Source organism: Variovorax sp. RTB1, assembly GCF_035018765.1.
Lineage (GTDB): Bacteria > Pseudomonadota > Gammaproteobacteria > Burkholderiales > Burkholderiaceae_C > Variovorax.
In genome coordinates this window covers 1-10,909 of sequence record NZ_JASJXG010000085.1, presented here as the reverse complement: position 1 = coordinate 10,909, position 10,909 = coordinate 1, and the positions used below count along the sequence as shown (strand labels likewise).

Annotated in this window: 14 protein-coding genes; 11 read left to right on the top strand and 3 right to left on the bottom strand. The window is 64.8% G+C overall.

Annotated elements, in window-relative coordinates:
- Nucleotides 1-271 precede the first annotated feature (271 nt).
- The 4 genes from QN397_RS25850 to QN397_RS25835 all read left to right on the top strand — a co-directional run bounded on the left by QN397_RS25850 (nucleotide 272) and on the right by QN397_RS25835 (nucleotide 3,070).
- Nucleotides 272-1,168, top strand: coding sequence for a 2-dehydro-3-deoxygalactonokinase (locus tag QN397_RS25850; RefSeq protein WP_323498059.1), 897 nt, complete (start codon nucleotides 272-274; stop codon nucleotides 1,166-1,168).
- 32 nt (nucleotides 1,169-1,200) lie between these two features.
- Nucleotides 1,201-1,848 carry a 2-dehydro-3-deoxy-6-phosphogalactonate aldolase gene (locus tag QN397_RS25845; RefSeq protein ID WP_323498060.1) on the top strand — a complete coding sequence of 216 codons (648 nt, stop codon included), beginning with the start codon at nucleotides 1,201-1,203 and terminating at the stop codon, nucleotides 1,846-1,848.
- Nucleotides 1,848-2,648 (top strand): aldolase, encoded by an 801-nt coding sequence (locus QN397_RS25840; protein WP_323498061.1) that lies wholly within the window; start codon nucleotides 1,848-1,850, stop codon nucleotides 2,646-2,648. Before QN397_RS25845 ends, QN397_RS25840 begins: the two co-directional genes overlap by 1 nt.
- Nucleotides 2,649-2,755: 107 nt before the next feature.
- Complete coding sequence (locus tag QN397_RS25835; protein ID WP_323498062.1) at nucleotides 2,756-3,070, top strand: hypothetical protein; 315 nt, start codon at nucleotides 2,756-2,758, stop codon at nucleotides 3,068-3,070.
- Nucleotides 3,071-3,128: 58 nt separating this feature from the next.
- Here QN397_RS25835 and QN397_RS25830 read toward each other — a convergent pair whose 3' ends face one another.
- The 3 genes from QN397_RS25830 to QN397_RS25820 form a co-directional block, all read right to left on the bottom strand.
- Nucleotides 3,129-4,538 carry an MATE family efflux transporter gene (locus tag QN397_RS25830; RefSeq protein ID WP_323498063.1) on the bottom strand — a complete coding sequence of 470 codons (1,410 nt, stop codon included), beginning with the start codon at nucleotides 4,536-4,538 and terminating at the stop codon, nucleotides 3,129-3,131.
- 10 nt (nucleotides 4,539-4,548) lie between these two features.
- The gene (locus QN397_RS25825; RefSeq protein WP_323498064.1) at nucleotides 4,549-5,883 is read right to left on the bottom strand and encodes an MFS transporter; all 1,335 of its coding nucleotides are present in this window, start codon (nucleotides 5,881-5,883) and stop codon (nucleotides 4,549-4,551) included.
- A 75-nt stretch (nucleotides 5,884-5,958) separates the two neighbouring features.
- A complete protein-coding gene (locus QN397_RS25820; protein ID WP_323498065.1) occupies nucleotides 5,959-6,432 on the bottom strand; it encodes a MarR family winged helix-turn-helix transcriptional regulator in 474 nt (157 codons plus the stop codon).
- Nucleotides 6,433-6,485: 53 nt separating this feature from the next.
- On the opposite strand from QN397_RS25820, the gene QN397_RS25815 reads away from it, so the two are divergent.
- From QN397_RS25815 to QN397_RS25785, 7 genes are all read left to right on the top strand, one after another.
- Nucleotides 6,486-7,028, top strand: coding sequence for a PaaI family thioesterase (locus QN397_RS25815; protein WP_323498066.1), 543 nt, complete (start codon nucleotides 6,486-6,488; stop codon nucleotides 7,026-7,028).
- Nucleotides 7,029-7,079: 51 nt separating this feature from the next.
- Nucleotides 7,080-7,529: a lactoylglutathione lyase gene (gene gloA / locus QN397_RS25810; RefSeq protein WP_323498067.1), complete on the top strand. Its 450-nt coding sequence runs from the start codon at nucleotides 7,080-7,082 to the stop codon at nucleotides 7,527-7,529.
- Nucleotides 7,530-7,595: 66 nt separating this feature from the next.
- Nucleotides 7,596-8,333 (top strand): type IV toxin-antitoxin system AbiEi family antitoxin domain-containing protein, encoded by a 738-nt coding sequence (locus QN397_RS25805; RefSeq protein ID WP_323498068.1) that lies wholly within the window; start codon nucleotides 7,596-7,598, stop codon nucleotides 8,331-8,333.
- Nucleotides 8,330-9,244, top strand: coding sequence for a nucleotidyl transferase AbiEii/AbiGii toxin family protein (locus QN397_RS25800; protein WP_323498069.1), 915 nt, complete (start codon nucleotides 8,330-8,332; stop codon nucleotides 9,242-9,244). Before QN397_RS25805 ends, QN397_RS25800 begins: the two co-directional genes overlap by 4 nt.
- An 80-nt stretch (nucleotides 9,245-9,324) precedes the next feature.
- Nucleotides 9,325-9,456, top strand: a complete 132-nt coding sequence (locus QN397_RS25795) for an RHS repeat domain-containing protein (protein WP_323498070.1) — start codon at nucleotides 9,325-9,327, stop codon at nucleotides 9,454-9,456.
- Between the two features lie 128 nt (nucleotides 9,457-9,584).
- Nucleotides 9,585-10,625, top strand: coding sequence for a LysM domain-containing protein (locus QN397_RS25790; RefSeq protein ID WP_323498071.1), 1,041 nt, complete (start codon nucleotides 9,585-9,587; stop codon nucleotides 10,623-10,625).
- The coding region (locus tag QN397_RS25785) for a hypothetical protein (protein ID WP_323502400.1) at nucleotides 10,616-10,909 on the top strand (294 nt) is incomplete at its 3' end. The genes QN397_RS25790 and QN397_RS25785, both read left to right, overlap by 10 nt.

The following is a 10,909-nucleotide window of genomic DNA, read 5'->3' as shown; positions in this document are numbered from 1 at the left end:
TGGCTACGGTGGCGGTGGTGGCGGTGGCCGTTCGTTCGGCCGCTGATCGCGGACCGCATCAGGAACAGATCGGCAATCGATCGACAAAAAAGGGCGCTACGGCGCCCTTTTTTTCTGTGCGCCACGCTTAGAACGGCGGGCCCGAGTTGCTGCCTTGAAAATACCCGTGAAACGAATTTCCGAAAATGACGGCAAGGCCGAATTGAGGCGCACAGTTTTACGGTTTCTGGCCGGGCAGCGCCTGGGTCCAACTGACGAGAGAATCTGAACAATGAATCTGATCGCAATCGATTGGGGCACGAGCTCGTTGCGCGGCGCGCTGCTCGACCCGAAGGGCCACGTACTTGAAGAAAAGAGCCACGCGCGCGGCATCCTTACGGTGCCGCCCGGTGAATTCAAGAGCGTGTTCGACTCGCTCTTCGGCGAATGGATGCAACCGCTAGGTTCGCGCTGCCTCATCTCCGGCATGGCCGGCAGCAAGCAGGGCTGGATCGAGGCACCCTACTGCGCCTGCCCGGCGGGGATGGAGGAACTCGGCAACCGCATCGTCGACATCGAGGCCAGCGCCAACCGAACGATTTCGATGGTGCCCGGCCTCCGCGACGAACACGACGGCGTGCCGGACGTGATGCGCGGCGAAGAAGTGCAGATCTTCGGCGCGATGGCGTTGACAGGCCGCGATGAAGGCGTCTTCGTGCTGCCTGGCACGCACAACAAATGGGTCACCGTGCGCAAGGGTCGCATCGCTGGTTTTCGCACCTTCATGACCGGCGAGTTCTATGCGCTGCTGAGCCAGCATTCGATCCTGGCGCGCATGCTCGACGTCACTGCACCGCTCGACGAAGCCGCTTTCCTGCAGGGCGTGACGCAGACCGACAACGGTCAGGGCGTGCTGCACAACGCGTTCGGTGCGCGCTCGCTTCCCCTGTTCGACCGCATGCCCAAAGCCGAAGTGGCGAGCTATCTTTCAGGCTTGCTGATCGGCGAAGAGCTGCGCACGCAGTCGCTTCATGGCATCGGCGAAGTGGTGCTCATCGGCTCGCCCACCCTGACCGAACGCTATGCGCTGGCGCTGCGAACGATCGGCGTCGCAACCCACATGCTGGGCGCAGAGGCGACGTGGGCCGGGCTGCATGCGTTGTCGGCCTATCAGCGCACGGTGGCCTGAGCTGCCACGTCACGGTCCAACTTACCCATCACATGATCACCTTGACCCCACTCGAAAAGTTCAGCGCCGCAGCGAGCCAACTTCCACTTGTAGCCATCCTGCGCGGCCTGTCGCCCGGGGAAGCGAATGCCGTTGGCGATGCCATCGTCGAGCCCGGCTTCAGGCTGCTCGAAGTGCCGCTCAATTCACCGCGACCGTACGAGAGCATCGCGCTGTTGCGCGCGCGCTTTCCGCAGGCACTTGTGGGCGCGGGCACGGTGCTTTCCGTGGCCCAGGTTCATCAGGTGCGCGAAGCCGGCGGCGAGCTGATCGTCTCGCCCAACTTCAACGCCGAAGTCGTCGCCGAGGCCGCACGCCTCGGCATGGTCTGCCTGCCGGGCGTGATGACGCCGACCGAGGCTTTCGGGGCGCTGGCCGCAGGTGCGACCGGGCTGAAGCTGTTCCCGGCCGAGCTGGCGTCCCCCGCCGTCGTCAAGGCTCTGCTGGCGGTGCTGCCATCTGGCACGCCGCTGATGCCGGTGGGCGGCATCACGCCGAGCAACATGACGGAATGGCGGGCCGCAGGCGCGACCGGTTTCGGCATCGGCTCGTCGTTGTACAAGCCCGGCAAAGAAGCGTCGGCGGTGCGCGACACAGCCATGGCTTTCGTCGCTGCTTACAACGGCGTGGTGCGCGCGTGATGAGCGCCTTGCCTTCAGCCTTTGCGCCATCCGCCGAGGCCGACTACGCCAGCCCGGCAGTGCGCCAGCTGCGCGACGATCTCGCGCTCGCTTTGCGAGCCGCCGCCCACCACGACTTGTCCGAAGGCGTCTGCAATCACTTCAGCGTGCTGCTGCCCGGCGCGCAAGACCGCTACCTCATCAACCCGCGTGGGCTGCACTGGAGCGAGATTGGCGCCGACGACATCGTATTGATCGACGTGCGGGGCAACGTGCTGGCCGGGCGACATCGGGTGGAGCCGACCGCCCTCTTCATCCACGGCGCGGTGCATCGCATCGCCGGCCATGCCGTGGTGCTGCACTGCCATATGCCTTACGCGACGGCGCTCACGCTGACCGCAGACCGCGCGCTCGATCCGACGCTGAGCCAGAACGCAATGCGCTTCATGGACCGCATCGCGATCGACGGCCACTACAACGGCCTCGCGCTCGACGATGCAGAAGGCGAACGCATCGCGCATGCGATGGCGGGCAAGGACGTGGCCTTTCTGGCGAATCACGGCGTGATCGTCGCCGGCGCCTCCGTCGCGCACGCGTACGACGACCTGTACTACCTCGAGCGCGCGTGCCTGCACCAGGTCATTGCGCAATCGACCGGCCGGCCACTGGCGCCGGTCGATGCACGGCTGGCGGCGAAGGTCGCGGCGCAGGTGCAAAGCGAACGCGAACAGTCGGACCTGTTCTTCGACGCGCTGCGACGGATGCTGCCCGCGCCCGCTTCGGCGTTTGCACCGCTGACTGCAGGCAAACACCGAGGCTGAACGGCCACTGACGGCTTACAGTTATTCATGACACTTCGCGTGCGGCTTACAAAGACTTCACATCGGCCGGCGACGATAGTGACTCTTATCACTCCATCGGAGTTGCCATGAAAAAGCTCTCTTTCGTCATTGCCGCAGCGGCCCTTCTGTCGCTCGGTGCCATCGGCACCGCAGCACAGGCGCAGCCGTTCGGTGGCCACACCATCCAGGCGCAGGTCTACGTCGTGCCCCCTCCGCCACCGCCCGGCTACTACCATCGCCCGCCGCCGCGTTATTACAACGCGCCGAACCATTACCGCCATAACGATCGTCGTTGGGAAGATCGCCGCCGCTGGGATCATCGCCGCGGGCGCTGGGACAACGACCGTGACGGCGTGCCCAATCGCTACGACCGCGCGCCGAACAATCCTTATCGTCGTTGAGTCGACCGCCCAAGCGGCGAAGCGGCAAAGTGGCAAAGTGGCGAGACGGCCTAGTGGATCAGGCCTGCCGCAGCCGCCGGAGCAATCCGGCCGTACTGCGCGGCCAGCCGACCCGGCCGAACCAGGCGCCGCCAGCAATGGCCGACGCGATGACGATGCCGTAGACCACCATCGCAACGCCCTGCATCGTGAAAACCTGAACAAGCTGGCCGCCCCATCGCAGCGCCAGCCAGCCACCGATGCCCGCGACAGCGAGCCGCGCCAGGTTGCCGATCACCGGCCACAACAAGCGACCCGCGCCCTGCGACGCGAAGTACAGCACCAGACCTACGCCGAAGAAGCCGTACATCGGGCCCGCCGCGCGCAGGTACTGCGAACCGGTTTCCAGCATTGCCGGATCGTTCCCGAACAGGCCGAGCCATTCGCGCGGAAAGATCGCCGCCGCGATGCCGACGACTTCGGTCAGCGCGAACGCCATCGCCGCACCGGTCCACGCAGCGCGCATGGCGCGCTCGCGCTGACCCGCGCCGATGCAGGTACCGACCATCGCGACCAGCGGCGCGCCGAGGCCGAACACCAGCGGCACCAGCAAATATTCGAGCCGTGAAGCGGTACCGTATCCGGCGATGGCACCGGAGCCGAAGTGACCCGACAACGCGGTCGCGATGCCGATCGACAGATTGGTCGCCACGGTCGAGATCGAGCCGACCAAGCCGATGACCAGGATGTCGCGAAACAGAGTCCAACGCAGCTTGACGCCAGCGATCTTGGGTTTCAGCAAGCTACGGTTCGATCGCAGGTACAGGAGCAGCGCGATGGTGCCACCCAGGTAATACAGCAGCAAGGCGATCGCGCCACCGGCAATGCCCATGCCCGGAATCGGACCCCATCCGAAGATCAGCAAGGGCGACACCGGGATCAAGAAGACCACGCCCACGACCGTCACGTTGGCTGGCACCGCCATGTTGCCGGTGCCGCGAATCACTGCCGCGAGCGAGTTGAACATCCACACCAGGATCGCACCGGCGAAGACCCAGTGCGAGTACGTCAGCGCCGCTTCGAGCGCCGCGCCGCTTCCGCCCATCAGCGCATACAACCAGCGCCCGCCCAGCAACAACACGGCTGAAAACGCAACACCGAAACCGAGCGCGATCACGCCGGCATGCACCACCAGTGCGTCGGCATCGCCACGACGACCCGCACCGAGCGCGCGAGCGATAGACGAAGCGATGCCGCCGCCCATCGCGCCTGCCGACGTCATCTGCATCAGCATGACGATGGGGAACACCAGCGCCATGCCGGCCAAGGCGTCGAGTCCGAGCTTGCCGACGAAGTAGGTTTCGATGAGGCCGACGGCGGCCTGCGCCACCATCACGACGATATTGGGTGCGGCGAGTCGCAGGAGCGTCGGGACGATCGGTGCTTCGAGCAGGAGACGGGTGCGCGAGTCGATGGTGATCGCCGTCATTTCATCTCTCTCAAGCGCGCGCAACGCTGGTCGGCGCGGCGGGTCGTTTGACTGGCGCTGCCGCAGCAGGGCCTGCAGGACGCTTGATCAGCAGCACCAGCACCGCGGCCAGCAGGCACGCAGCGCCAGCCGCATACAGAGCCGGGCTGTAGGTCAACAGCAAGGTGCGCGCGAAGCCAGCGCCATAGGCCGCCGTAGCGGCCCCAAGCTGATGCGCTGCGAAGATCCAGCCGAACACCAGACCGACCTTTTGCGGGCCGAAGGTGACGCCGGCGAGCTTGACCGTCGGCGGTACGGTCGCTATCCAGTCGAGCCCGTAAAACATCGCGAACAGGCCGAGGCCGTAGATCGTGAACTCGGAATGCGGCAGCCAGAACAGTGACAGGCCACGTAGGCCGTAGTACCAGAAGAGCAGCTTGCGGTTGTCGTAGCGATCGGACAGCCAGCCCGACATGATGGTGCCGACGAAGTCGAACGCGCCCATCATCGCCAGCACCGAAGCAGCAGGTATGGCGCCCATGCCGTTGTCGCCGCAGAGCGAAATAAAGTGGGTCTGCACCAGCCCGTTGGTGCTCAGCCCGCAGATGAAGAAGGTGCCGGCGAGGATCCAGAACGTCTTGTTGGACGAGGCTTCACGCAGCGTGATGAACGGCGTGCGCCAGTTCATGACCATCGCGGGCGGCGGCGGCGGTGCTGCGCCTGCCGCGGCGGGCGTCTGGCCGTAGGGCAGCAGGCCGATATCGGACGGCCGGTTGCGCACGAAGAGCAAACACAGCAACGCGATCACGATGGCGCCGAAGAACACCGGCACGGTGGCGGAACGCCAGCCCCAGTGTTCGATCATCCATGCTGCCACCGGCAAGAAAGCCAGTTGCCCCGTCGCCGAACTGGCCGTCAACATGCCGATGACCAGCCCGCGTCGCCCGACGAACCAGCGGTTGGCCACCACCGCGCCGAGCACCAGCGCCGTCATGCCGGTACCGATGCCGAGCATCAGGCTCCAGACGATGAAGAGTTGCCAGAGCTGCGATGCCAGCGTGACCAGCGCCATGCCCGAGCCGACCAGCGCCAGCCCGACGCACATCACCGCGCGCAGGCCGTAGCGCTCCATCAACACCGCCGCGAACGGCCCCATGAGTCCGAACAGCGCGAAGCGCAATGCCAGCGCCGACGACACCTGCTCGGTGCTCCAGCCGAACTCCTTGCCGAGCGGTTGCATCATCGCGCCCGGCAGGCCGAGCGCCGCCGACATCATCAGCATCGTCAGGAAGGTGACAGCGGCAATGATCCAGCCGTAATGGATGCCACGGCGCTGCAGCCATGCGGAGAACTGGGGAGCGAACATGCGACCTCTGCGACTAAAAAATGGGATCTAAAAGACGGGACGAGAACGTGAGCAGGAGCGAAAGCTGTACGAGCGTCAGCTCTCTTGCGCAGCTACGGCCACCGCATCGGCACCGAGCAACTCGAGCGAGTCGTCGACCAGCTGATGCAATGCCAGCACGCGATCCGCACCCAGGATTCGGTTGAGGTCGAGCTGTGCGCTGCGCCACAGGCGTTGCGCTTCGACGCGCTTGACACGGCCTGCATCGGTGATGGTGATGAGCCGACTCCGCGCATCCACGCCCTCGCATTGCGTGAGATAGCCGGCCACCAGCAGCGGCTTGAGATTGCGGGTGAGGGTCGAAGCCTCGACGTTCATAGCGCGCGCCAGATCGATGGGGCGCAACGGGCCCAACTTGATGACATGCGACAACAGTGAATACTGCGAAGTCTTGAGCCCGCACTCAGTCAGCGCGCCGTCGTAATGCCGTGAAACCACCCGGCCCAGGCTGCGCAGCTTGAAGTTGGTACAGCCCTGGGGCTCGATTCGTGTCGCGGTGGCAGCTTTCATGCGCGTCTATTGTATCTACAATAGTTGCACCTACAACTATCTGAGGAAATCCCGTGTCTGAGAACAACCAGCTCGAAGCCTGGATCGCGAGAGAAACCGAAGTAAACGCGCTGCTGCACGCCGGTCCCGGACCAGGCGTTGCGCGACCGGAAGACATCGAAGGCCTGACCGGTCTCGAAGTAATGCAGGCCATGATGGATGGCAAGATTCCCTATGCCGCGATTGCCAGGACACTGAACTTCACCGTCGTCGAAATCAGCACCGGCGTGGCGATCTTCCAGGGCGAGCCGCTGGCCGAGCACCTGAATCCACTTGGCACCATTCACGGTGGCTGGGCCGCCACGATGCTCGACTCGGCATTGGGTTGCTCGGTCCATACGATGATGCCGCCGGGCCGTGGCTACACGACGGCCGAACTCGGCGTCAACTACGTCAAGGCCCTCACGCCCAAAGTGCAACGCGTGCGCGCCATCGGCAAGGTGATCCATTGCGGTCGCCAACTGGCCACAGCTGAAGCAAGGCTCGTCGGACCCGACGGCACGCTCTACGCCCACGCCACCACGACCTGCCTGGTGTTCGAACTCCCCAAGCGCTAAAAGGCGCGGCGCGCCAAAATCGGGGTTTCCACGACGACAAGAAATCCCAAAATGAAATTGCTTCACACGATGCTACGCGTCGGCAACCTGCAGCGTTCGATCGACTTCTACACGAAGGTGCTAGGCATGAACCTGCTGCGCACGTCCGAGAACCCCGAATACAAATACAGCCTGGCCTTCATCGGCTATGGCGAAGGAAATCCGGCGCAGGCCGAGATCGAACTGACCTACAACTGGGGCACCGAAAGCTACGACCTCGGCAGCGCCTACGGCCACATCGCCCTCGGCGTGCCTGATGCCTACGCGGCCTGCGACAAGATCAAGGCGGCTGGCGGCAACGTGTCGCGCGAGGCAGGCCCGGTCAAGGGCGGCAGCACGGTCATCGCCTTCGTGACGGATCCTGACGGCTACAAGATCGAATTAATACAACAAAAATCAACAGCTTACGAAGACAGACGCCACTCAGACGCCACAAGGGCAGATCCCCTGCGCGGCGCGTAACAGATTGGCAAAAACCCGTACAAGCGAACTTTGCCACTTGCTTGAATTAGTGATAAAAAACGTAGCATGGCTACGACAGAACGAACAAAACTAAAGACTCTCCACGCTCACTGGCCACCAGGAACGCCGTTGACATCGCAGGATCTGGCCGCGCGGGGCATCTCCGCCGACCTGGCTGTGCACTATGCACGCGCCGGCTGGCTCACTCGCCTGGCGCGCGGGGTGTACTGCCGCCCGAACGACGTGCTGGACCTGCAACCCTGCCTGCTCTTGCTGGAGCGAGTCGTCGATGGGCTGCACGTCGGCGGCAAGTCGTCGCTCGACTGGTACGGGGTACGGCATTACGTGTCGCAGCAACCCGTCCTGCAACTCTACGGCTGGACTGCGGCCAAGCTGCCCGACTGGTTCACCGAACGCTTCCCGGCCGAATACCACCGCAAGCGCCTGTTCGACGAGTCACCAAGCGCTCCGTTGCATGCTGGCCCGTTCGAGAAGCTCAGCGGCGCGCCGCGGGTTTCGGCTCCCGAACGCGGATTGCTGGAAGTGCTCAGCGAGGTCGGCGTGCGACAGCCGCTGCAAGAAGCGCGTGAGCTGGCAGAGAGTGCGTACAGCCTGCGGGCCGAGGTGCTGCGCGAACTGCTGCAACGCTGCACCAGCGTCAAGACCGTGCGCTTGTGCCTGCAGATCGGACGCGAACTCTCCCTGCCCTGGACTGCGAAGCTGGACCCCGCGCAACTGCCCACCGGCAGCGCGAGGGCCTGGGTGTCCCGGTCGGTGAATGGGCTCCTGGTGCTCAAACCATGAACCAGACCTACCTCGACACCGCCCGCCTGCTGACACAGATCGCGCCCTTCGTCTTCGCGGACGGCACCTTCGCACTCAAGGGCGGCACGGCAATCAATCTGTTCATTCGAGACATGCCACGGCTGTCTGTCGATCTGGATCTGGTCTTCCCCGACCACAGCCTGCCCCGCGACGCAGCACTCATCCGCATCAACGACGCCATCCGGCAATCCGCAGAGCGCCTGAACGCCCAAGGTTTTCAGACGCACACGCTGGCAACGCCCGATGCCGGCGAAACCAAACTGCTGGTACGACGTGGGAAGATCGAGGTCAAGGTCGAAGTGAACTTCGTGATGCGGGGCACCGTCCAGCCTGTGCGCACTGCGGCCTTGACGCCTGCGGCCCGCGACACCTTGCTGGCTGAGTTAGAGATCCCGGTGGTGTCGCTGGAGGATGTGTACGGCGGCAAGCTCGTCGCAGCCATGGATCGCCAGCATCCCCGCGACCTGTTCGACGTGATGCAGTTGTTCTCGCATGAAGGCATCACCCCAGGCATCCGGCGCGCCTTCGTGGTCTACCTCGCCAGTCACAACCGACCGGTCCACGAAGTCTTGTTCCCGGCCATGCGCGATATCGGCCAGGAGTATGAGCGCAACTTCAGGGGCATGACCACCGAGCCAGTGGAACTGGATGCGCTCCTCGCCGCGCGCGAGCGCTTGGTTCAGGAGCTGCACCGCGGCCTCGATGCGGATGAGCGCCGCTTTTTGGTGTCACTCGTCAACGGTCAGCCCGAATGGCGGTTGCTGGGCGTCGCGCATGCTGAGCATCTGCCGAGCATTCGATGGAAGCTGCAGAACCTGGCCCAACTGAAACACAAGAGCCCGGCAAAATTTGTCGAACAAGCCGACTTGTTGGCACAGCGTCTGGGATAAACCCACGAGACGGCCGCGTGAACGCCTGTGCATCGACAGCTTCTCCCCGTAGCAGTCCGTCCGCGTAGCGTCCCGAAAGATTGCCGCGGTACAACGCGGCCGGCCAGCTGCTGGCGATCACCGATCCGGGCACCGGCACGCTGACCACGTATGCCTACGACCTGGCCCGCCGTCACATCCGCGAGAAGACCGTGGAGAACGGTGTGGGCTAACAGGACAACCTGCACAGGACGCGGCCGGCACCCTGGGGGCCAACGGCCACGCCCTCGCCTACGATCTAGCGGGCAACCGCACCAGCGATGTCAGCGCCGCAGGCAGCGAGAGCTACAGCTACGACGCCATGGAGCGCCTGGCCGGCAGCACGCACGACGGTGCGGCCGTGGACCGGCGTCTGTATGACGGGGCCAGTCGCGTCATCGCCAGCGGTGCGGTCAGCGGCCTGACGGTCGACAGCGCCAATCCCGCGGTGGACGGGCGCACCAGCCAGTACGACGCCAACGGGCGCCTGGTGCACCAGAACATCTTCGCCGGCGGGGTCTGGAAGACGGCCGTCGACTACAACCAGTACGACGCTGCGGGCAACCTGCTGGGCTACCTGAGTGCGGACGTGGGCTCGGTGACCATGGCCAGCACCCTCAACACGCTGGAGCGCGCCGAGGGCTACCGCCAGCGCCTGAGCATGACGGCCTCGCACGTGGTGGCCGGACCGGGTGCCGGCGGTGCCGGCCAGATCGGGGGCGTGGCCTATGGCTACGACGCCAACGGGGCGCTGAACTTCGTGGGGGACGCCGGGCAGATCAGTCAGCCGACCTTGCGCACGCACCGCTTCGTGAACGATGCCAACGGTACGGCGCTGTACGCCTACTACGCCAACGAGAACACCCCCGGCGAGCAGGCTTTCGTGCAGAGGCAGCTGATCGTCAACGGCGAGGTGCTGGGGCGCTACGGGGCCACCGCGGACCACAGCTACGACGGCACGGTGTTCGCCCAGATGGGGACATTTTTCAAGTCAGACAGCCAGTTCAGTTTCGGGTACCAGCCGATCGATGGCAACTACCCTGCGGGCAGTCCGGGCACCTATGCGGTGGCCGCGGGCGACACGCTGCAGACGATTGCCAAGGGGGCCTATGGGGATGCGAACCTCTGGTACCTGATTGCGGACGCCAACGGGTTGTCGAGCAACGGGGACTTGAGGGCCGGGCAGGTGCTGACGATTCCGGCGCATGTGGGGAGTGCGAACAGCGCCAACACCTTCAGGCCTTACGACCCGTCGAAGATCACGGGGAATACGAGTCCGACGCTGATGGCGCAGCCAGGGGGCAGGACAAGGGGTGCGGGGCCATCGGCGCGATCATCGTCGTCATCATTGCCGTGGTGGTGACCGTGATCACCGAGGGCGCGACATCGGAGTTGCTGGCCGAGTCGATCATGTCGAGTGCCGGGTCGATGTCGGCAGCAGAGTTCGCCACTGCAGCGGCGGTGTCCAACGTGGCCGCCGGTGTAGCGGGTGCTGTGGCAGGCAGCATCGCAAGTCAGGCGGTGGGCGTGGCCATCGGTGCGCAGGATTCGTTCAGCTGGAAGGGTGTGGCATTGGCGGCGGTCAGTGGCGGTGTGAGCAGCGGCTTGGGCAGTTGGGCACCTTTGGGGAGCGAGGCGACCGTGGGC

Coding starts and splice junctions, on each gene's coding strand:
- QN397_RS25845 (WP_323498060.1), top strand. CDS start 1,201: ATGATCACCTTGACCCCACTCGAAAAGTTCAGCGCCGCAGCGAGCCAA.
- QN397_RS25835 (WP_323498062.1), top strand. CDS start 2,756: ATGAAAAAGCTCTCTTTCGTCATTGCCGCAGCGGCCCTTCTGTCGCTC.
- QN397_RS25805 (WP_323498068.1), top strand. CDS start 7,596: ATGGCTACGACAGAACGAACAAAACTAAAGACTCTCCACGCTCACTGG.
- QN397_RS25850 (WP_323498059.1), top strand. CDS start 272: ATGAATCTGATCGCAATCGATTGGGGCACGAGCTCGTTGCGCGGCGCG.
- QN397_RS25840 (WP_323498061.1), top strand. CDS start 1,848: ATGAGCGCCTTGCCTTCAGCCTTTGCGCCATCCGCCGAGGCCGACTAC.
- gloA (WP_323498067.1), top strand. CDS start 7,080: ATGAAATTGCTTCACACGATGCTACGCGTCGGCAACCTGCAGCGTTCG.
- QN397_RS25830 (WP_323498063.1), bottom strand. CDS start 4,538: ATGACGGCGATCACCATCGACTCGCGCACCCGTCTCCTGCTCGAAGCA.
- QN397_RS25825 (WP_323498064.1), bottom strand. CDS start 5,883: ATGTTCGCTCCCCAGTTCTCCGCATGGCTGCAGCGCCGTGGCATCCAT.
- QN397_RS25800 (WP_323498069.1), top strand. CDS start 8,330: ATGAACCAGACCTACCTCGACACCGCCCGCCTGCTGACACAGATCGCG.
- QN397_RS25820 (WP_323498065.1), bottom strand. CDS start 6,432: ATGAAAGCTGCCACCGCGACACGAATCGAGCCCCAGGGCTGTACCAAC.
- QN397_RS25790 (WP_323498071.1), top strand. CDS start 9,585: ATGGAGCGCCTGGCCGGCAGCACGCACGACGGTGCGGCCGTGGACCGG.